Source organism: Novosphingobium aquiterrae (genome assembly GCF_042434435.1).
Lineage (GTDB): Bacteria > Pseudomonadota > Alphaproteobacteria > Sphingomonadales > Sphingomonadaceae > Novosphingobium > Novosphingobium aquiterrae.
This window is the reverse complement of record NZ_JBHLTL010000011.1, coordinates 498,737-519,803: the sequence shown is the minus strand read 5'-3', so window position 1 is coordinate 519,803 and position 21,067 is coordinate 498,737. Positions and strand designations below refer to the sequence as shown.

At 62.8% G+C, this 21,067-nt stretch carries 19 protein-coding genes; 11 read left to right on the top strand and 8 right to left on the bottom strand.

Annotated elements, in window-relative coordinates:
* The first annotated feature begins 8 nt into the window (after positions 1–8).
* Together ACFFF7_RS15980 and merA are read left to right on the top strand one after the other, a co-directional pair.
* Positions 9–338, top strand: coding sequence for a heavy-metal-associated domain-containing protein (locus ACFFF7_RS15980; protein ID WP_379482328.1), 330 nt, complete (start codon positions 9–11; stop codon positions 336–338).
* 71 nt (positions 339–409) lie between these two features.
* Positions 410–1,804, top strand: coding sequence for a mercury(II) reductase (gene merA, locus ACFFF7_RS15975; protein WP_446686292.1), 1,395 nt, complete (start codon positions 410–412; stop codon positions 1,802–1,804).
* A 293-nt stretch (positions 1,805–2,097) separates the two neighbouring features.
* On the opposite strand, the gene ACFFF7_RS15970 is transcribed toward merA, so the two are convergent.
* The 5 genes from ACFFF7_RS15970 to ACFFF7_RS15950 form a co-directional block, all read right to left on the bottom strand.
* Complete coding sequence (locus ACFFF7_RS15970; RefSeq protein WP_379482326.1) at positions 2,098–2,721, bottom strand: Fic family protein; 624 nt, start codon at positions 2,719–2,721, stop codon at positions 2,098–2,100.
* Positions 2,722–2,868: 147 nt separating this feature from the next.
* On the bottom strand, positions 2,869–3,591 hold the full coding sequence (locus ACFFF7_RS15965) for an RES family NAD+ phosphorylase (RefSeq protein WP_379482325.1): 723 nt from the start codon (positions 3,589–3,591) through the stop codon (positions 2,869–2,871).
* Positions 3,588–4,001: an MbcA/ParS/Xre antitoxin family protein gene (locus ACFFF7_RS15960; protein ID WP_379482324.1), complete on the bottom strand. Its 414-nt coding sequence runs from the start codon at positions 3,999–4,001 to the stop codon at positions 3,588–3,590. Before ACFFF7_RS15960 ends, ACFFF7_RS15965 begins: the two co-directional genes overlap by 4 nt.
* Positions 4,002–4,310: 309 nt before the next feature.
* A complete protein-coding gene (locus ACFFF7_RS15955; RefSeq protein WP_379482323.1) occupies positions 4,311–8,546 on the bottom strand; it encodes a strawberry notch-like NTP hydrolase domain-containing protein in 4,236 nt (1,411 codons plus the stop codon).
* Positions 8,547–8,621: 75 nt separating this feature from the next.
* Positions 8,622–9,518 (bottom strand): DUF7146 domain-containing protein, encoded by an 897-nt coding sequence (locus ACFFF7_RS15950; RefSeq protein WP_379482322.1) that lies wholly within the window; start codon positions 9,516–9,518, stop codon positions 8,622–8,624.
* Positions 9,519–9,645: 127 nt separating this feature from the next.
* On the opposite strand from ACFFF7_RS15950, the gene ACFFF7_RS15945 reads away from it, so the two are divergent.
* The gene (locus ACFFF7_RS15945) at positions 9,646–10,311 is read left to right on the top strand and encodes a lytic transglycosylase domain-containing protein (protein WP_379482321.1); all 666 of its coding nucleotides are present in this window, start codon (positions 9,646–9,648) and stop codon (positions 10,309–10,311) included.
* 38 nt (positions 10,312–10,349) lie between these two features.
* Complete coding sequence (locus tag ACFFF7_RS15940; protein ID WP_379482320.1) at positions 10,350–10,538, top strand: DUF5818 domain-containing protein; 189 nt, start codon at positions 10,350–10,352, stop codon at positions 10,536–10,538.
* A 40-nt stretch (positions 10,539–10,578) separates the two neighbouring features.
* Here the strand turns inward: ACFFF7_RS15940 and ACFFF7_RS15935 are convergent, their stop codons facing one another.
* Positions 10,579–11,937, bottom strand: coding sequence for a tyrosine-type recombinase/integrase (locus ACFFF7_RS15935; protein ID WP_379482319.1), 1,359 nt, complete (start codon positions 11,935–11,937; stop codon positions 10,579–10,581).
* Positions 11,938–12,210: 273 nt separating this feature from the next.
* Here ACFFF7_RS15935 and ACFFF7_RS15930 point away from each other — a divergent pair, with 273 nt between their 5' ends.
* Complete coding sequence (locus ACFFF7_RS15930) at positions 12,211–13,401, top strand: sensor histidine kinase (protein ID WP_379482318.1); 1,191 nt, start codon at positions 12,211–12,213, stop codon at positions 13,399–13,401.
* Here the strand turns inward: ACFFF7_RS15930 and ACFFF7_RS15925 are convergent.
* A complete protein-coding gene (locus ACFFF7_RS15925; protein ID WP_379482317.1) occupies positions 13,398–14,069 on the bottom strand; it encodes a DUF2490 domain-containing protein in 672 nt (223 codons plus the stop codon). The genes ACFFF7_RS15930 and ACFFF7_RS15925 overlap by 4 nt on opposite strands.
* A 202-nt stretch (positions 14,070–14,271) precedes the next feature.
* Here ACFFF7_RS15925 and ACFFF7_RS15920 point away from each other — a divergent pair, with 202 nt between their 5' ends.
* Genes ACFFF7_RS15920 through phoB form a run of 6 tightly spaced genes read left to right on the top strand, consistent with a single transcriptional unit; the run spans position 14,272 to position 20,151 of the window.
* Entirely contained in the window at positions 14,272–15,315 is a 1,044-nt protein-coding gene (locus tag ACFFF7_RS15920) for a substrate-binding domain-containing protein (RefSeq protein WP_379482316.1), read from the top strand.
* 40 nt (positions 15,316–15,355) lie between these two features.
* The gene (pstC, locus tag ACFFF7_RS15915) at positions 15,356–16,747 is read left to right on the top strand and encodes a phosphate ABC transporter permease subunit PstC (RefSeq protein ID WP_379482315.1); all 1,392 of its coding nucleotides are present in this window, start codon (positions 15,356–15,358) and stop codon (positions 16,745–16,747) included.
* On the top strand, positions 16,740–17,990 hold the full coding sequence (pstA, locus tag ACFFF7_RS15910) for a phosphate ABC transporter permease PstA (protein ID WP_379482314.1): 1,251 nt from the start codon (positions 16,740–16,742) through the stop codon (positions 17,988–17,990). Before pstC ends, pstA begins: the two co-directional genes overlap by 8 nt.
* A complete protein-coding gene (gene pstB, locus ACFFF7_RS15905) occupies positions 17,990–18,775 on the top strand; it encodes a phosphate ABC transporter ATP-binding protein PstB (protein ID WP_379482313.1) in 786 nt (261 codons plus the stop codon). Before pstA ends, pstB begins: the two co-directional genes overlap by 1 nt.
* A 1-nt stretch (position 18,776) precedes the next feature.
* Complete coding sequence (gene phoU / locus ACFFF7_RS15900) at positions 18,777–19,460, top strand: phosphate signaling complex protein PhoU (RefSeq protein ID WP_379482312.1); 684 nt, start codon at positions 18,777–18,779, stop codon at positions 19,458–19,460.
* 1 nt (position 19,461) lies between these two features.
* Positions 19,462–20,151: a phosphate regulon transcriptional regulator PhoB gene (phoB, locus tag ACFFF7_RS15895; RefSeq protein WP_379482311.1), complete on the top strand. Its 690-nt coding sequence runs from the start codon at positions 19,462–19,464 to the stop codon at positions 20,149–20,151.
* A gap of 3 nt (positions 20,152–20,154) precedes the next feature.
* Here phoB and ACFFF7_RS15890 read toward each other — a convergent pair whose 3' ends face one another.
* On the bottom strand, positions 20,155–21,039 hold the full coding sequence (locus ACFFF7_RS15890) for an alpha/beta hydrolase family protein (RefSeq protein ID WP_379482310.1): 885 nt from the start codon (positions 21,037–21,039) through the stop codon (positions 20,155–20,157).
* Positions 21,040–21,067 lie beyond the last annotated feature (28 nt).

Here is a 21,067-nt window from a genome sequence, read left to right as displayed (position 1 = left end):
AAAGACTCATGAAAAAGACACTTCTGATCGGCTTGGCCGTTGTGGCAATGGCCGGGACGGGCGTAGCCTACGCGCTTGCTGGCACGGCACAGGGCCGTCCTGCGGCAAGTGCCACTGCGCAGCGACAGACGACATTCACCATCGAAAACATGACCTGCGCCACTTGTCCGATTACGGTGCGCAAGGCGATGGAAGGCGTAGCCGGGGTCAGCTCGGTGCAAGTGGACTTCACCGCGAAGACAGCGCGCGCCACTTATGATCCGAAGCGCACGACGGCGGCTCAGATTGCAGCGGCTTCGGCCAATGCCGGTTATCCGGCCCGCGCCGTCCAAAACTGATCCCGGCGCGCGCAAGAAAGCAAGTTTCCATGAGTGATTGTTGTCCCCTGCCTGAGCGGGGCGGATTTGACATGGCCGTTATCGGCGCTGGTTCTGCCGGATTCTCCGCCGCGATCACCGCCGCTGATCTGGGCGCGAAAGTGGCGCTGGTCGGTCATGGCACGATTGGCGGCACCTGCGTCAATGTCGGCTGTGTCCCGTCCAAGACGCTGATCCGCGCTGCCGAGGCCGTGTATGGCGGCATTGCGGCCCGCAGATTTCCGGGCCTTGGGGGAAGCATCAATCTTGAAGACTGGTCCGCGCTCGCAGCGTCGAAGGATGAACTGGTCGCGGGACTTCGCCAGAAGAAATATATCGACTTGCTGCCTGCATATCCCGACGTGTCCTATGTCGAAGACATGGCGTGCTTTGCCAATGGCAGGCTGATGGTTGGCGATAAGCCGATGCCGGTCGGAAAGATCATCCTGGCAACCGGCGCACGCGCCGCCGTGCCACCAATTCCAGGGCTGGATGCGGTCCCTTACCTTACAAGCACCTCGGCTCTGGCGCTCGACAGTTTGCCCCAATCGCTGCTGGTGATCGGCGGCGGGGTGATCGGCGTTGAGCTGGGGCAGATGTTCGCCCGCCTTGGCGTCGCCGTTACCATCTGCTGCCGAAGCCGCTTGCTGCCAGACATGGACCCGGAAATCAGCGTCGCCCTGCAAATGTATCTTGAGGCGGAGGGCGTGCGGATTTGCGCGGGTGTTGGCTATCAGCGGATTGTGCAAACCGCTGGCGGGTTCGAACTCACTTGCGAGAGTCTGTCGAATGCCGTTGAGGGCGCGCAAACCATCGTGGCAGAGCAAGTGCTGGTCGCTACAGGTCGTCGCCCGAACAGCGATGGGCTGGGGCTAGAGGCGCAGGGCGTCAAGCTATCCCGCAATGGCGGAATTATCGTCGATGACTATCTCGAAACGACCGTGTCCGGTATCTTTGCGGCGGGGGATGTCACAGGGCGCGACCAGTTCGTCTATATGGCAGCCTACGGAGCGAAGCTGGCGGCTCGCAATGCCATTGGGGGCAATGAGCACCGATATGACAATGCAACCATGCCAGCGGTGGTGTTCACCGATCCGCAGGTCGCCAGCGTCGGCCTGACCGAAACGGTGGCACGGGCGCAAGAGCTGGACGTCAAGGTATCGCTGCTCCCGCTCGATCAGGTGCCGCGGGCGCTAGCGGCGCGCGATACACGCGGGCTTATCAAACTGATCGCCGACAAAGGCACCGACCGGTTGCTCGGCGGCCAGATCATGGCTCCCGAAGGCGCGGATTCGATCCAGACGCTGGCACTGGCCATCAGACACAGCATGACCGTCGCAGACCTTGGCGCGACGATCTTCCCCTATCTGACGACTGTTGAGGGACTCAAATTGGCGGCGCAGACGTTCGACATGGATGTTGCCAAGCTGTCGTGCTGCGCAGGATAGCAAATCAATACAACCAATTTCTGGCCCTGTCGCAATCGCGGTCCGCCAGCTAATTCAGCTGTAATACTAACTAAAGAGAAGGGTACACGAACCGGTCGAAAGTAAGGCGCTCGCCCTTAGGGAGCGCTGCAGCACTCCTGACGTCCGGTCGAACACGTTCATCAGATAAGATGTAGGCACGTCGCACTTTTGCCCGTCAATGCTCTGCACTCTTACATAAATCCTTAAATTAGCTTGCAGCTGATGAAAATAAACCAATATGCTGCGGCCACTTACGGGAAGGCTGGTTCCACTCATGCCGGGGGGATCCCGGCCCCCGGCTGGTCAAACGGCCCCGCCAGCCAGGTACTCAGATATTCAGCAACGGTCGCAATGCAGGCCGGGCGCTCGCTTTCCTTAGCCCGCGTGAACATCTCCAGCGGCCAGGCAAGCAGGCGGTCATAGCTGCGTGGATGCAAGGAAAACCGCGGCGAGAGCGGGATCCCTAGCTCCAAAGCCAGCGCAGCGAAAAGCGCGCGCTGGATATGTCCGTTGCCATCAAGAAATGGGTGAAGCTTGCCAAACCAGCAGAACAAATGGGTCAGGAGGAGCAGTTGCGCGTATGGTTGTGCGCGCCGCGCAGACTCAAGTTCAGCAATCACCTGCCCAAGCAGGCATGCAACTTTCCCGGGCAAGCCGGCCGGGTCTTCGAATGCGAACTCGCGGCCGGGCTCAACCAGCGACGGCGCGCCCATGATGCGGCCTTTAAGCGAGGTTCCCACCGTTCCTCTATAGGTCCCGGCATATTCCTGGTGCGAGGCCGGTGCGAAAGGGAGAAAGAATGTGCGATGCAGGCTCCGGGAATCTTGGAGCACGGAAAGGCGATAGGGTTTATCGATTTCGATCCGCGCCAGAAATGCAGCAGATGCCTCGCGCATGGCCCGATCATAGCCACCTGCGTGATGTGCCTGCCAGGTTGGATAGCGAGCCATATCGCTATGATCGCTTCTCATACCGCACGGCCGGACCCGGGACTCGAGAGCGCGCCGTCCATCCGAAATGCCGGGAAACGGAGCCGCAGTGTGTCATGGGATATCCATTACCCGAAAGACTTCGCCGGATCCTGCATCGCGCACGAGATCGACGCGCGTGCCATCCCAATGATAGTCGAGGTGGCGTCCCTGGATGGGGTCCGAAGCACAATCGGGATAGAAGAGCGCGGCGCATTCGCCGCTCTGGTGCCGGATGCTCGGGTAAACAATCCCATCGGCTCCTTCAGCTTTGAGCGTTACCGCCAAGCCTTGAGAAGCCTGATAGCTGCCGGGATCAAGTGCAGGATGATTGGCCGCGTCGGCTCCCATCAGATCATGCAGCTCGGCACCGACCGATAGAACGATCTCGCGGAATTGCGACGACCAGCCCGGTGCTTCGGCGGTTCGGATCATGAAACGGGCATGATGGTGGATCGTTTCGAACAGCGCCGTCTCGAAGACATTTCCGACATAGAGCACGCCGTAGCTGCCATCGGTGAAGCGGCTCGGGCGGTCCGTGCTGGCGTGCGTGAACGGCGCCATCAGATAGGACGCCCCGTCACCGCCTACCCGGCGACCGGCTGGCACGAGATCGAGATTACCAATCGTCACCATGATCCGCGGGTTGGTCTTCTGCTCCGCGGAAATCAGCAGCGGCCAATCCGCCGGATCCGCAATGTCCTCGAACAGGTCGATCGGCGGAAAGGCGCTGCGGATGATCCTGACGGCGCCTTTCCACTCAACTCGGGAGACCGGGATCTGCTGGCCTCCCGTCACCAGGCACCGCGCTCGGCGTCGAGATAGCGGCGCACGCGCATGATGTCGGTCAGTTCGCCGCCGAGCATGACATCGAGTGCGCTCGACCCGGCAAAGGCGGTGTTGCCTGCCTTGATCCAGGCATACCCACGCTGGGCTTCGGAAAAGATGATCCGCAGCGCCTTGTGAATGCCCATCAAGTTGGAGAGACGGGCAGAGCCGTCGCGGGAAATACGCCCCGGCCCTTCAGCCTTCCATCGGCGAAAGGAACGCACAGGCATATCGAGCAGGGTCGCAGCCTGTTCGTCGGTCAGTTCCCATTTGCCGAACAGGCCCCGCGCCGCCCGAAACATGGCGGCCGCCTCCTCCTGAGTAATGGGATCGGGCCGGAACGCTTGGGGAGCAGTATCTACGGGTTGCAAAGCCAGCATGGCAATTCTCCATATGGCACCATATACGCGATTAAATGCCATTTGGCAACCTCTATTGCGGTTGCCTCAGGGCGCGCGCTAAGGCTTCGAACCATGAATCCAGTGAACCAGAAAACACTCGAAAGTTGCGGGCTTTGCCGCTTTTGGGACCAGACACCAGATGAAGACGGCCATGACATTGGCATCTGTCGTCGTTTCCCGCCCACCTACGAAGGGTGGCCCATGTCGGAGGGAAGCGACTGGTGCGGCGAATTCCAGCCTCGAAGCCCCTTGTGAATCCGGCCGCATCGGCCAGATCTGGCAATCAGTTCAGCATTCGCTGATGAGTGCAAGAACGCTGGCTGCTCCATCGAGCGGAACGAACATTCGTGTCTGGTAGCGGATGATCTCGGTGAAGCAGCCCTGCGCCTTGTACCAATCGAGCCGGGCGGCCGACCACCCGGCAAGTTCGAGCCGCTGCGCACCGTTGACCAGGCTTCGCTTGAGCGTGAGTGCCTCTCGTCCCCTCACCTGCATCGGTCGGCCCGCGGCGAGCACAGCCTCGACGATCTGCTCGGCCGAGAAGGCATTTTCGCTCTCTAGACCAAGCGCCTGGCAGAGTTCGGGGACGCAGTTGAGCGGGACTTCGCGGCCAAGCAGCGAGCGCCCGTCGCGCGCCGAGATCCGGCTCACGCGGACGTAGTCGGATGGCAGCTTGTCCCAGACCGGCAGCAGTAGCCCGGTCGCGAGGTGAAGGCGTTCACGCTTGTGGCTGGTAGCAGCCTCATCGACCTCGGCTTGCCAGAGGCTGCGAAACTCGGCCGCGTCGACTGGCTCCCAGTTGCTCTCGCCGAGTTGATCAGCGGTGAGGTAGCCGTGTTTCAACGGCCGGACGAGCTCGAAGCGGGCAATTCGGGCACCATCGTCGGCGAGCAGGCTGCGCGCCGGGACGAGCAGGCCGATCCGGCCCGAGCGGCCGTTGCGCATCATGCGCTGGCGCTCGCCCGTCAGGCCATGCAGTTCCTCGAGGCGAGCAAGCGACAACGGCCTCAGTGCGCGGGCTATCTCGATTTCGAGGAGATGCGTCGTCGCGCCTGAAAGCACATCGGTGCGCAGCAGCGTGTCGGAAAGGACCGCGAAGTGCTCGACTGCAATGGTCTCGACCCCGAGATCGAGCGTGCCCGCCTGCCGGGCGGCATCGATCCGTGCCTCGACCAGCCCCAAGAATTCGTCGAAAATGCCGTTCTGCATGGCTATCGGCAACGCGAGGATGCGGTTGAGCCAGCGTTGGATCAAAGGAAGGTCGTCGACCATCGATCCGTCAGCACCTTCGATCCGAAGCCCGGTCAATTTCTCGAACCGCGCGAGCGTCACCGCTTCGAGCTTACCGGTGAACAGCAGGCCGAACCAGCGATGGAGCGCCTCCTTGGCATAGGTGCTTTCGAGATTGTCGGCGGGATCGAACAGGTTCTGTCCGCCTGTCTGGCGCTGGCCACGGGTCAGCGCGCCAAGGCTGTCGAGCCGCCGTGCGATCGTCGAGATGAACCGGCGCTCGCCGCGCACGTCGGTGGTCACGGGACGGAACAGTGGTGCCGAGGCCTGGTTGGTGCGATTGGTCCGCCCGAGCCCCTGGATCGCGGCATCGGCGCGCCAGCCCGGCTCGAGCAGGAAGTGGACGCGCCGCGCCTGGTTCTTCGCGGTGAGGTCGGCATGATAACTGCGCCCGGTCCCGCCCGCATCGGAGAATACCAGGACCTGTTTGGTCCCATCCATGAAGGCCTGGGTCTCGGCGACATTGGCGCGCGGGCTTCGGGATTGGAGTTTCTGGCAACCGTCGCGCCCGACGATCAGTCGGCGCGTGCGGCCGGTGACCTCAGCAACCTGGTCGACCCCGAATCGCTCGATGATTGCATCGAGCGCGGTCGCGATCGGCGGCAGAGCGCAGAGTTGCTCGATCATGCGGTCGCGCGCAGCCAGCGCCGAGCGGCACAATACAGGAGCGCCGGTCTCGTCGCTCATCGGCTCGGAGCGCGCCTTGCCGTTCTCGTCGGTAAACACCGCCATCAGCCGCACCGGGAAGCTCTTGGTGAGATAGTCGATCACGTATTCGCGGGGGGAGAGATCGATCTCAAGCGCCTCACGTTCGGCATCCGACATGTCCGCAAGACGGCGGTTGAGCATGGCCTCGGCGGTCGAGACGAGCTGCACCACCACGGCATTGCCTTCGGCGAGTGCGGTCTCGATCGCGGGAAGCAGGCTCGGCAACTTCATCGAAAGCAGGACTTGCGCAAAGAAGCGTTGCTTGGTGCCCTCGAAGATCGAGAGCGCCGCGGCCTTGGCGCCGGAGTTCAGGGTGTCGCCGCTGTCCTGATCGACGATCCGGGTCGCTTCGAGCGCCTCGCGCAGGTTGGCGTGGATGATCGCCCAGGCATCGGCATAGGCATCGTAGACCGCGATCTGGTCGGCAGTCAGGCAATGCTCCAGGATCTCGTATTCGACCCCGGCGAACGACAGCGCCCGTGCGGTGTAGAGCCCGAGCGACTTGAGGTCGCGGGCAACCAGTTCCATCGCCGCAATCCCGCCGTCGCGAATATCGGCGACGAAGGCCTCGCGGTTGGCGAAGGCGGTTTCCGGTCCCCAAAGGCCAAGCCGGGTCGCGTAAGCCAAATTGTTGACGTCCGACGCCCCGGTGGCCGAGGCATAAAGCACCCTGGCGCGCGACAGCAGGTTCTGCAGGCGCACTCCGGCGACCCCCTGCTCCGAGCCCTTGACCTTGCCGCGTGAGCCTTCGCCGCCAGCGGCATTGGCCATGGCGTGCGCCTCATCGAAGACGATCACCCCGCCGAAATCGGAGCCGGCCCATTCAAGGATCTGCTCGAGCCGGGTCGCATCACTGCGGCCCGAGCGCAGCGTCGGATAAGTGACGAACAGAATGCCTTCGCGCATTCCCACCGGCACGCCGAGCTTCCATTGCCCGAGCGGCTGGACATCAATCGGCAGGCCGCCAAGCGCGGACCAATCGCGGCGCGCATCTTCGAGCAATGCCTCGTTCTTCGAAATCCAGATATGGCGGCGTTCTCCCCGCACCCAGCGATCGAGGATCACAGAGGCAACCTGCCGTCCCTTCCCGGCCCCGGTGCCATCGCCCAGGAAATAGCCCATGCGGTAGGCTTGACCCTCGGCGCTCGCCTTCAAGGCGCAGCCCTTGTCCTCAGGCTCATATCGCCCGGGAAGGTCGCGAGTATGGGCGCTCGCAGCGTAGATCAAGGTCTCGGCCTGTGCCGCTGAAAGCAAACCCTTGGCGATCAGGTCTGCGGGCAATTGCGGCACGGCCTCCGGCACCGGCGCGGTGATCGAGCCCATCGCGACGGATTCGACCAACGGGGTTGGATGGTCAGCCGCACCCTCAATCGCGATGCGGCTCGGCCGGTAGGGCAGATAATGCCCAACCTGCTCGGCGATCGGCGCGGGCGCTGCGAGCGCTTGATAGGCGAGCGGCTGGATTGCGGGGGCTGCGACAACCGGGCGAGGCGCCAGCGGAACCGGCTTCCGACCCGCCGCAACGAGGCGGAGGGGCGTGAACGCCTTCGGAGCAAGGACCGGCTCAGCGACCGGCGATCCGCGCTCCGGCAGGGTGTCGACCAGGAAGCAGATCTCGGAAAAGCTCGTCGGCTTGGCGATGATCGGGCTGTCACCGCCATCGACCTTGTCGAGCACGAGGAGCCGGGTGGTGATCGAGGTCCCCTGTTTGATGAAGCCGCGCTCGATCGTCGCGTTGAGCCGAAGCGCCACCGGGCCGGCAATACCACTGAGGAAGCGCGGCAGATCGAACCATTCCGGCATCACGGCGACGAGACGACCGCCGGGAAGCAGCCGCTTCCAGGCCGAGCGCAGATGCCGCGCACCGGTGCGCCCATCATGGCCGCGCTCGATCCCATGCGAATACGGCGGGTTCATCAGCACCACGCCCGGAGCGACCAAGGGATCGAGCAGTTCGTCGATCAATTCGCCGTCGTGGCCGGTCACTGCCGCAGCCGGGAAAATGGCTGCGAGACACTCACGGCGCAGCGGCGACACTTCGTTGAGCGCAAGCCGCGCGCCAGCTTTCGCCGCCCAAACTGCGAGCATGCCGGTGCCAGCAGAGGGTTCGAGCACCAGCTCATTGGAAGCGATCGCGCAGGCGCGGGCCGCGATCCAGGCAATCCGTGGCGGCGTTGCGAACTGCTGCCATTCGATCTGTTCGTCGCTGCGGGTGATCTGGCTGGGCACCTGCGCTTCGAGCCGAGCAAAGGCGCGATCCGCCTGATCGGGCGGCATAGTGCTGGTCAGCGTCGTCGCCTCGTGCAGGAACAGCACCTGCGCGAGCTCGAGCGCCGCGTGTGCATCGCGCACCGACCAGCGGCCCGCGGCATCGCTGCCGCCAAAGTGCTCGGCCATGACCGCATTGAGCAGGCTACGCGAAATGATCTGACAGGAGCTCAGCCGAAAGGCGAGCTCGCGGGCTGCGGTGAGCACCAGCGGTTCGGCGGAAACAGGAAAAGCGAGAGCGGGAGAAGTGTTGGACATGGGGAACCTCCTGACGAGGCCCAAGTCCGTCAGGGGCCTCGCAAGGCCCCAAGCCATCTTTCCTCTCTGCAATGCTCAAACCGCCCTGCGGACCCGGTGTATCAGCACGTCATTCCAGTCCTCTTCGGTCCGCTCGGGCCGTCGGGTGACGATCCGGCGACCCTCGCGAAGATACGCTTCGCGGGCTCGCTCTTCGGCAAGCAGGCCGCCGGCATCGTTATCGACGAACAGATGCAACTCGCGCACCGATTCCGGGATCGTGACGAGACCGAACCGCTCGTTACCGAGCGTCGCCCAGCAGGGGATGCCGAACAGCTGCATGGCCGAGAGCGCGGTCTCAATCCCTTCGGCAAGACCCAGGCGGCCGCCGCGCGGGAATGCCAGGCGCACTGCCCCCCTGCCGAGGCTACCGAGCGCACGCTTGGGCTGGTCAAACCGCGCAAGGCCCTGCTTCTCCGGATCGAGGAACGTCCGGTGCAGCGCCAGCACGCCGGCATCGTTGCGAACCGCCGCAACCATCGCCGGGAGAAAACGGACCGCGCCCTTGGGCCCCAGCGGCATGCGGGGATGAAAGCGCAGGTCCGGCGATGAAGTGCCAATTGCGCGGCTAGCAAGGTAGCGGGCGGCTGGGCTGTCGGCGAGGATCGATGCATCACGCCACAGCCGGAGTGCGTTGCGATCGGCGATCTCTTCGCGCGGCGTCGGTGTGATCGCCTCTCCATTCCCATCGAACAGGTCCGGGATCCTCACCCCGACCTTGCCGAGGCCCTGCATCACTGCCTCGTTGGTGCAACCGGCAAAGCAATGAACCAGGATCGCACGCTTGCCGAGTGTGATGCTGAGCGACGGCGTGCGGTCGGCATGGGCTGGACAGCAGCACATGCCGCGCGAGCGCGACCAGGTGCCTCCCAGCGCCTCGACGATCTTGCGGGCGCGGTCTTCAAGCGCCGAGCGCCTGCGGCATTGGGACATGGGGCATCTCCATCGGTGACATGCCTCCACCCGCGCAGCCTCCGCTCTGCGCCACTGACAATAGGATTTCCTACAACATATGTTCTTTATATGTTCCCTTCCGATTCGGCCAGAGAAGGAATCGCAAATGGCTCAAAAACTAATCGCTACCCTGCTCGCGGTGACGGGACTCGCAACCGCCTTTCCTGCGGCGGCGCAGGATGACGGCTCCGTCTCAGCACCGTCACCCAGCCCTGCCTCGGGCTATCGCATCGATAACTCGGATGCCGGGTTCGAGCTTGTCACGCACGGGGTGTGGCGCACACCGGAGCCGCTGCCGCTGCAACCTGGCTCGGCTGCGACTGTCCCGGGCAATCCAAGCGGAATCGTGCGGCAAGGACCAAAACGGCTACAAGGCGCTGCACCGAACTTCCGGCGCGCGGCCTACCTGCCGCACGTCCAAGCCGCCGAAGCGCAATACGGCTTGCCGGCCGGGCTGCTCGATGCACTGATCTGGACCGAATCCCGCTACAATCCCTTTGCCATCAGCGGTGCGGGAGCGGCAGGTCTCGGGCAATTGATGCCCAAGACAGCCAGGGAACTGGGGGTCGCCAACCGGTTCGATCCGCGCGCGAACCTGTGGGCAGCGGCGCGATACCTGCGCCAGATGCTGGACAAGTTCGGGATGGTCCATCTAGCGGTCGCGGCCTACAATGCAGGACCCGGCGCGGTTGAACGCGCTGGCGGCATTCCGCTCAATGGTGAAACACCGTCCTACGTGCGGAACGTCCTTGCTTTCTGGGGGGCCAGGTGAGTTCGTCGTTCGGGAATGGCATCAATCGACGCAGGCGGGTGAGCGGTGTGCTCAACCATGGCGGCCGCGGGCTCAATATCCTGACAGACGCGGGCGATCTTTGGGTTATTGATCGCGACGACGTGGACATCGACCCTGATCTGCTCGGGTGCCGCGTTACCGCCGAAGGCACACAGGCCGGCTTCGATCGGCTCAATGTCGAATGGATAGGCGAAGCCGACGCATAGGCATTCCCGAGACTATCAGGCGGAAACGTGGTTGCCCCAATCAGGCCACCGCGAGCCGATCGTTTCCGCTCCCCATTTCCGGCACTAGAGGCACAATTGCCCGAGCAGCGAGCATGTCCAGTCCATCGGCAATGAAGCGAGCATAGTGGCGTTCAATCATCATCACGCTGGTATCATGGATGGCAGCAACGAGGCGCAGCGGCAGATTTGCGCGAATGCCGCGAACAATCGATGAGTGCCGGAATGCATAGGGGACAACGTCCGGCAGGCCGACTCGTTCACGGATCTCACCCCAAAATCGAACGATCTCGCTCGGCGTCTCCCAAGCCTGGCGCCGCTCGCGATGCCATCTGATGGTCCCGGGCTTTTGAGCATATCGCCAGCGCTCGAGCAGCGGAGCGTTTTTGCTGCGGCCACTCAGGATGGGAGCGAGAGCGTCTAGTACATCGCGACCTACCGGGACCGGTGTCACGCCTCCCCTTCCACCGCGCCCCTTCCTGCTGGCCGGGACCATGAGGCGCCCGGCCCCAGTCTGCACATCGAGCACTCGCAGCCTAGCGACTTGCGAAAACCGCGCACCAGTCGCGGCCATCACTACGATGAGCCGAAAAAGATCTCCGTCCCAATCGTGCTCGGCATCAACCTCATGGGTGGCCCTGATCAGATCGCTGATCTGTGCGTCCGAAAGGATCTGATTTTCGCGCGCGAGCGAAACCATTTCATCCTCGTCGACCAGCGCGGCCTTCAGTCCTGACTTGACGATGCTTGGCAACGCAGGAGGCAGGCGATCCCGGTTCCGTTCATAAGCGCTATTCAGTGCAGCCTTGAAGTCACTCACCAAACGCTGGACGGCGGTAGCCTTGAGGCCGACCGACACACTCTCGCGCCAGTCTATCAGATTTCGTTCGGTCAGTTTGTGGAGCGCAATCTCAGAAATAGGGGCGGCGGCAACTGCCTTCCGCTGTCCGTGCTTTGACCGGCCAATCACGTATCGTTCCAAGCGATGTGCTGCATCGGAGCGCACCGGCCTACCAACCCGCCGACTGGCTCGGGCATTCCGACTTTCGATGTAAGCCTCAACGGCGAGCCTCACCGTTTGCTGCGGGCCATCTGCCAGCGCCTTTGCCTCAATCCGAGCGGCCGCAACCTGATCGAGTGCATCTTTGACCGCAGCGCGATAATCGAGATTGCCAATGCCGATTACGTCGTCTGCCGGCCCTACGGCTGCCTGTCGGTATCCCGTTCCGTTGCGCCAACGGACAAGCCAAACGCCAGCCCTCTTTCCTTTTCGGTATCCAACGTGGATCTCTGTATCTACACTGCGCCAATAGAGTCCCGGCGCCAGCCGCTTTCGTGCCTCGCGCGTCGTGAGAGGGGCGTCATTGATGGTCCTGGACATGCTCCCACTATACAAAGTCGTCAAATATACGTCAAATAAGAGCATGCGTACGACGATGGATGCATGTGGACTTGAAAATTCTATATAACTGATTTAACATGATTTATGTGGAGCCATGCGGATGCGAATCGAAAAAATCGGTATCTCTCTCACGGCTGAAACACGGGTTCGATTCCCGTAGGGGTCACCAGCCGCAGACATCCTCTGACAAACTGCGTCGCGTTGCCATTTGCGACTGGCGGGATGCGCGCGGCTTTTCTAGAAGCCCCCGGCATGAGCGGATCGCGACCCTTGCCATGGCCCAGCGCCAGTCTGGCCGCAGTGACCGCTATCGGACTGCTTCTGTCGGGTAGCGGCGTCTGGGTGGCACTGGCGATCCTGTCGCTGTGGCTGGGATCCCTGTGGCTGGCCATGCCCGAACCCGAGATTGCCGCGCCGCGTATCGATCCCGTCGAATTGACCCGCGATGCCGTCCGCGAAACGATCGAGCCGCTGGGTCAGCCGTTGCTGATCATGGAGAACGGCCGCATCCTGGTGGCCAATGCAGCCGCGCGCGAGGCATTGGGTGCACATATCGTTGGTCAGGATGCGCGTATCGCATTGCGCCATCCCGATGCGATGCGCTTGCTGGAAATGGCCGATGGCGAAAGCGTCAGCATCCCCGGCTTCACTGGTGGGCGCAGCCTGTGGCAACTCACGCGGCGTCGGGTCGACAATCGCCGCTGGATGATCGAACTGACTGACCGGACCTCCGAAGCCGATGTCAGCCGCGCCCATACCGATTTCGTCGCCAACGCCAGCCACGAGCTGCGCACTCCCCTTGCAGCGATAATCGGCTACGTCGAGACGCTGTCCGATGGCGGTCCCGCGGTCGATGCTGCCGCGACAACCCGCTTCCTTGCGATAGTCGAACGTGAAGCGAAGCGCATGCTGACTCTCGTTGAGGATCTCATGACGCTAAGCCACGTCGAGGCGGAGAAACATGATCGCCCGGACGAGACAATCGACCTGAGTAGTCTGGTGCGTCGCGTCGTTTCCGAAATGAACTCACTCCCGGGCAAGGATCGGGTCGATCTGGCATCCGTTGATGCCAATGCGCCGATTGCCGGTGATCCTGGTCAGCTGGAGCAGGTACTGCGCAACCTGATCGACAACGCCTTGAAATATGGCGCACCCGATCAACCAGTCACTGTGGCGCTGGCCAAGAATGCCGCAGGGCAGCTCGTTCTGACCATAGCCGATCGCGGCCCGGGTATCGCGCCAGAGCATCTGCCGCTACTGACCCGACGCTTCTATCGCACCGATCCCGGTCGCAGCCGGGCCTCTGGCGGGACCGGGCTGGGTCTGGCGATCGTCAAGCACATCGTCGAGCGGCATGGTGGAGCGCTCGACATCAACAGCACCGTTGGCGAAGGAACGCAGGTGAGCGTCACCCTGCCCGCGCTGACCGACGCTGCCGCCTAGAAATTTGCCGAGACCCCGGCCGTGATGACATGGTCCGATTTGTCGGCACCGCCGCGGACAATGCCGAGCTGATTGAGATAGCCGAAGTCGACGCTGACTTGCTTGTTGAGCGGTGCCGAAACGAACACCGCATTGCGCATCCGATCATAGCCATCGACCTTCTGGAAGGTCGTGGTGTTGAGGTTGATGAAGCTCTCGTGGGTCAAGTTCAGGCTGGCCTTGCCGATCAGCGGCATGCTCACCTTCAGAAAGGGGCGCAGCCGCCATCCGGTTCCGGCGACATTGTCGCGCCAACGCTGCTCCATCCGGATGCGGCCGGTCAGCTTGACCGGACCCAGCTTGGCGAAGTTGTCATAGGTCACCTGTTCGCGGGCGCGACGCTCCATTGCGGCGAAGTCGCCGTGCAGATAGGTCGGGTTGTGGACATATCCTGCCGCTATCGTGATCTGCTTGGTCACCTTGTAGTTGAGCATCGTGACATTCTCGAGCTCATAGAACCCGCGTGCTTCGCTGCTCCGCGCTACCAGCTCGTTGGAGACGCGGACGGTCGGTGAAAGTGCCACGCTGACATTCGCCGTTTGCCAGTACTGCGTGTCTTCATCGGCCATGGCTGGCGTGGCAAGACAGGCCAGAGGAGCGGCAACGGCAGCAAGCTTGGTGATACGCATGGATTGGTCCCCGATCGGAAGGTCTGTCGCGGCCACTAAGTCAGATCTGTGACAGTTCTGTGACGTATTGTGCCAAATTTTCGACACCGTTATGACATGAGCCGTGTGACATCGGACTGCCATCATGCTGACACACCTTGTCACGAATCTGTCACGAAAAAGAGCCAGAGCAGCGACAATATCAGGCAACGAGAGAATCGTCATGAACACCAAGCTGCTTTCCATTGTTTCCGCGGTTTCGGCCACTGCCCTGCTTGCTGCCTGCGGCGGCGCGCAAAGCTCTTCGCGCGATCAGATTCGCGCTGTCGGTTCCTCCACCGTCTATCCCTTCGCCAAGGCCGTCGCGGATTCGCTGGCCAAGTCGAACACTGCGATCAAGTCGCCAATCATTGAATCGACCGGCACCGGCGCGGGCATGAAGCTGTTCTGCAGCGGCGTGGGCGTCTCGTTCCCTGATATCGAAAACGCATCGCGCCGCATGAAGAAGTCCGAATACGAAGATTGCGCCAAGAACGGCGTCGACAAGATTGCCGAAATCCAGGTCGGACTTGACGGTGTGGCCTTTGCCGAAGCCAAGGGCGGTCTCGGCCTCAAGCTGACCCCCGAAGACGTCTACAAGGCGCTGGCCGCCAATCCCTATGGCAAGCCCAACATCGCCAAGACCTGGAAGGACGTCAACCCGGCGTTTCCGGCCGAACCGATCCTGGTTTACGGTCCGCCCAGCACCTCGGGTACGCGCGATGCGCTGAAGGAACTGATCCTGGCCAAGGGCTGCGACGCCAATGCCGAGATGAAAGCATTGAAGGACAGCGACAAGGACAAGCATGACAAGGTCTGCGGCGAAGTGCGCAGCGATGGTGCCTATGTCGACTCGGGCGAAAACGACAACCTGATCGTGCAGAAGCTGGAAGCCAATCCCAAGGCGATCGGCATCTTCGGCTTCTCGTACCTCGAAGAAAACGCCGACAAGCTGATGGGCCTGACCATGAACGGCGTGACCCCGACCTATGCGACCATTTCGGACTTCAGCTATCCCGGTGCCCGCCCGCTCTATATCTATGTCAAGGTTGCCCACCTTGAAGCGATCAAGGGCCTGAAGGAATTCGTTGCCGAATGGGCCAAGAGTTGGGGCAAGGACGGCCTGCTCGCCAAGCAGGGCATGGTGGTTGCGCCTGATGCTATTCTTGCGCAGAGCGCCAAGACAGCCGCTGACTTCTCGCTGCTCGATCCGGCTAGCCTGAAGTAAAAGCCGGCCGAATCGCCCAAAGAAAGTTCTGACACCACCAATGCCGCCAGCCATTCCGATACTGCTTGCCCTGGGACTGGGGCTAATCGGATGGCTGGCGGCACGTTCACGTGCCTGGGCCATGCGCAAGTCTGCGCGCGCGCAGGGCGACGAACTGCACTCGCTTCCCAATTATCACGGCTGGTACGTCGCCTTGTGGGCTGCGGTGCCGGCCCTGCTGTTCGCCGCGATATGGAGCGCCGTCAGTCCACGCCTGGTCCTGGCCAAGGTGCTGATCGATCCGGCGGCCGCAGCGCTTCCCGCCTTCGGTATACAGCGCGATTCGATCCTGGCCGAGGCGCAAGCGATTGCTGGCGGTAGCGCCACTGCGGGCTTCCAAAGCGGCAGCGCCCCTCTGGTTGAGCCGTTTCGTGTCGCCCTCAACCAATTCTCGCTGATCGGCCTTGTCGTTACCCTGTTGCTGGCTGCGGCCGGCGGTTTCTACGCCTTTACCCGGCTGCGCCCGCAATTCACCGCGCGAACCCGCGTCGAACGGGCGGTGATGGTGGGACTGATGGCGGCATCGCTCGTGGCGATCTTCACCACCTTCGGGATCGTCGCCTCGCTCGTGTTCGAAACGGCGCGCTTTTTCCAGATCGTCAGTCCGCTGGATTTCCTGTTCGGCACCCACTGGAGCCCGGACCCAATGTCCGATCCAGGTGCGTCCAACCAAAACGTCTACGGCGCCGTGCCGCTGTTCTGGGGCACGATCTACATCGGGGCGATCATTGCCATGGCGGTCGCCATTCCACTCGGCCTGATGAGCGCGATTTTCCTGACGCAATATGCCTCGCCAACAGTGCGCAAATGGATGAAGCCGCTGCTGGAAATCCTCGCCGGTGTGCCGACAGTCGTTTACGGCTATTTTGCCGCACTGACCGTTGCCCCGCTGATCCGTGATTTCGGCAAGGCGATCGGCATTTCCAGCGCGTCGAGCGAAAGCGCGCTGGCCGCGGGGCTGGTCATGGGCATCATGATCATCCCGTTCGTCTCTTCTATGGCCGACGATTCAATTGCCGCAGTGCCCCAGGCCATGCGTGATGGCAGCCTAGCCATGGGTGCAACCAAGTCCGAAACGATCAAGCGTGTGCTGATTCCGGCGGCCTTGCCTGGCATCGTCGCGGGAATCATGCTGGCAGTCAGCCGCGCGATTGGCGAGACGATGATCGTCGTCATGGCCGCAGGGGCGACCGCCCGGCTCAGCGGCAATCCGTTCGAATCGATGACCACGGTGACCTTCCAGATCGTTGCCATGCTCACCGGGGAAGGCAGCTTCGACCATCCCGCCACGCTATCCGCCTTTGCGCTGGGCATGGTGCTGTTCCTGGTGACGTTGACGCTCAACTTCATCGCCCTGCGCGTCGTCAAACACTTCCGTGAGGCCTATGAATAAGCCTGCTTCCTACATGCACGACGCTGCCGTCGCTGCGCGCCTGAAGCGGCGCTATGCCGCCGAACGTCGCTTCAAGGCGCTGGGCATGATCGCGGTCATGTTCTCGGCCCTGGTGCTCGCGTTCCTGCTGCTGACCATGACAGCCAATGCACTTGGCGGGTTCAAGCGGACCGAGGTACGATTCCCGATCGATTTCTCGACCGGGCTGCTGACGATCGATCCGGCACAGCTGCAAAGTCCCGGTGCCATGCAAGCGCTGGAAGGTGCCGGGCTGAAAGATGTCGTAGCATTTGCCGCGGCAAAGGAACTGGGAGATGCCGGTGCCGCCCAGATCCAGGATGGCGCTTGGCGAGAGGTGGGCAAGGCCCTGATTGCCGATCCCGCGCGCCTGACCGGCAAGCTTGATGCATCGCTGCCCGCAAGCGACGATCTGGCCGCTGCTGCGCGGGGCGACGGTCAGCAGGATTTGCGCAGCCTGGCCAGCAGCTTGCAGCGCGACAACAAGCTGGTCCGGGCCTTTGACTGGGGCTTCCTGTCGCGCGGCGATGCCACCGGTGCCCAGGAAGTGGGCATCTGGGGGGCACTCAAGGGCTCGATGCTGACCATGCTGGTCACGCTTGCCCTCGCCTTTCCGGTGGGCGTGCTGTCCGCAGTCTATCTTGAAGAATATGCCCCCAAGAACCGTTGGACCGATCTGATCGAGGTATCGATCAACAACCTTGCCGCGGTTCCGTCGATCATCTTCGGGCTACTTGGGCTTGCCGTGTTCCTGGCGCTTTTTCCGAACTTCCGCTCGGCTCCGCTGATCGGGGGGATGACTCTGGCGCTGATGACCATGCCGGTCATCGTGATTTCGGGACGCAACGCGATCAAGGCTGTGCCACCTTCGATCCGCGATGCCGCGCTTGCTGTCGGGGCAAGCCGCGTGCAGACGGTATTCCATCACGTCCTGCCCCTGGCCCTGCCTGGCATCCTGACGGGGACGATCATCGGCATGGCCCGCGCGCTGGGCGAAACCGCGCCGCTTCTGATGATCGGGATGCGCGCCTTTGTCGCCAGCCCGCCTGACGGCTTCACTTCGCCTGCCACGGTTCTGCCGGTGCAGATCTTCCTGTGGTCGGACGAAATCGACCGTGGCTTTGTCGAACGGACCTCTGCCGCGATCATCGTCCTTCTGCTGTTCCTGCTGGTGATGAATGGCCTGGCCATCTATCTCCGCAACCGCTTTGAGAAACGCTGGTAATGACCACGCACGACAATCTTGATTCCGTCGACGCCAAGATCACGGCGCGCAATGTCTTCGTCTATTATGGCGACAAGCGCGCGATCGATGACGTCTCGATCGACATCAGTGCCAAATATGTCACGGCCTTCATCGGCCCTTCGGGCTGCGGCAAGTCGACCTTTCTGCGTACGCTCAACCGCATGAACGACACGATCGCCGGGGCCCGGGTCGAAGGCGACATCGCATTGGACGGCGTCGACATCTACAAGTCCAGTATGGACGTGGTGCAGCTGCGCGCCCGGGTCGGCATGGTCTTCCAGAAGCCCAACCCCTTCCCCAAGTCGATCTTCGAGAATGTCGCCTATGGCCCGCGGATCCATGGGCTTGCCGCAAGCAAGTCCGAGATGGACGAAATCGTAGAGCGGTCGCTGCGCCGCGCTGGCTTATGGGACGAAGTGAAGGATCGCCTCGCAGACAGCGGAACCGCGCTTTCGGGCGGCCAACAGCAACGCCTGTGCATTGCCCGCGCCATCGCGGTCGATCCTGAAGTGATCCTGATGGACGAACCGTGCTCGGCGCTCGACCCGATTGCCACAGCGCGCATTGAAGAGCTGATCGACGAATTGCGAGGCAATTACGCCATCGTCATCGTTACTCATTCGATGCAGCAGGCTGCACGCGTGTCACAGCGCACGGCGTTTTTCCACCTCGGCCGGATGGTCGAATACGGGAAAACCTCCGATATCTTCACCAACCCGCGTGAAGAACGGACCAAGGACTACATTACCGGAAGGTACGGCTGACATGGCACAGGAACACACCGTCAAGGCCTTCGACGAGGACATCACCCGCCTGCGCGGCCTGATCGCCGAAATGGGCGGCCTGGCCGAAGTTTCGATCGGCGAGGCGATGAGTGCGCTGGTCAAGGGCAATCGCGAATTGGCCGACGGCGTGGTGGCGCGCGACAAGCGGATCGATTCGCTCGAGGCTGAGATCGACCGTCTTGCCGTACGGATCATCGCCCTGCGCGCGCCGATGGCCGACGATCTGCGCGAAGTGATTGCCGCGCTGAAGATCGCCGGCGTGGTCGAACGTATCGGCGACTATGCCAAGAACATCGCCAAGAGCACCGGCAAGATCCAGGGGCGCCGCCAGTTCGAGCCGCTGACCCTGATCCCCGCCATGGCCGAGCTGGCCAGCGAGATGGTCCATGACGTGCTCACCGCCTACGCCGCGCGAGACGCCGAACTGGCCGCCGAAGTGGTTGCCCGCGATGACAAGGTCGACGCTTTCTATGAAAGCATTTTTCGCAACCTTGTCAGCCACATGATGGAAAATCCTGCGACGATTTCAAGTGCGGCGCAGCTGTTGTTCGTGGCCCGCAACATTGAGCGGATCGGCGATCACGCCACCAACGTGGCCGAGATGGTCTATTACGCGGCGACCGGATCCTATCTGACCGACCGGGAAGACAGGACGGGCGCCTGACATGGGTGCCCCGCGCCTGCTGCTGGTCGAAGACGATCCGGCCCTGGCCGAACTGCTCGAGTTTCGCTTCACCGCCGAGGGCTACGCGGTAACCGCGACGCCCGACGGTGACGAGGCGCTGCTGTTTGCGACGGAACAGGCGCCCGATCTGGTCGTGCTCGACTGGATGATCGAAGGCACCAGCGGGATCGAAGTGTGCCGCCGCCTGCGCCGCGACAAGGCCACGGCGCATGTGCCGATCGTGATGCTGACCGCACGCGGGGCCGAGGATGACAAGATCCGCGGGCTCGACACCGGCGCTGACGACTATGTCACCAAGCCGTTCAGCCCGCGCGAGCTGATCGCCCGGGTCAATGCAATCATGCGCCGCATTCGCCCTGCCTTGGCCGGCGAAGTCCTGACCGTGGGCGATCTTTCACTCGATGCCACGGCCCACAAGGTCACGCGCAAGGGCCAGGTCGTATCGCTGGGCCCGACCGAGTTCCGCCTGCTCAAGTTCTTCATGGAGCATCCCGGCCGGGTGTTCAGCCGCGGGCAACTGCTCGACGCGGTGTGGGGCACCGATAGCGATATCGAGCTGCGCACGGTCGATGTCCACATTCGCCGTCTGCGCAAGGGTATCGAATTGCCCGGCGTGGCCGATCCGGTACGAACGGTCCGCTCGGCAGGCTACGCACTCGAAGCGGTCTGAGCGCTACTTTCGCGGCGGCGTCAGGGTGGCGAGCCAGCGAATGACATGGCCCTCGAGGTCGATGCGTCGGTCCGACCAGCCGTGATCGGTGGGGGCGTGATAGGCCGTCACGCGCCGCCCGCCACGCGCCCGGATCGCCTTGACCAGATCGTCGGTATGGCCGGCCAGCCCGTCGTCAGAGGTCAGCGCCAGGAACGGCCGGTCGGCCAGGGCCGCAGCGCCATTGCGAAAATCGAACCAGTCCGGGGCTGAGATCAGCTCGTCAGCCATCCGTTCGGGCGAGGTATCGGCCAGGGTTTCGGCGTTCGAGGCCGATTCCTTGACCAGCGCATCGCGCGGCAGCCCCTTGAGGATCCCCATGTTCCCGGCGGAAATCAGCCCGGCACCGAGCAGGCGGTGATCGCGCGCGCCGACTGTTGCGCTGACCCAGCCGCCCATCGAGTGCCCGATAATCGCAATCCTGGCGGGATCGATCCCCAGCTTCGCCGCGTTGGCAGGATCCCGCAGAAGGGCGATCACCGCCTGAGCATCGTCGGGGTTCTGGGCGAAGCGGAAGCTGCCCGGACTGCCCCACGACCCGCGGTAGTTGAAGGTCACCGCGTTCCAGCCCGCGCGGCGGACGGCCTGGGCCAGGTCGAGGTTTTTCTCGTTGCCTGGCCAGCCGTGACAAATCACCAACGTGGGATGCGGTCCCTTGCCCGCGGCAAGGTAGGCTATACCATTGATCGTCACCCCGCCGCTCGGCACGTGCAGGGTCTCCATCCGCGCCGGGTTGGCCTTGTCGTGCACCGGATCGGTGTAGATTGCCGGGGGGAGCGGCAGGGGCTTGGCGGCAAGCGGTGCGGCGAGGCCGATGGCGATGACGGTCAGCGCGGCGCGAAGCTGCATGGCGGTTCTCCCTGTTGCATGCAGGCTA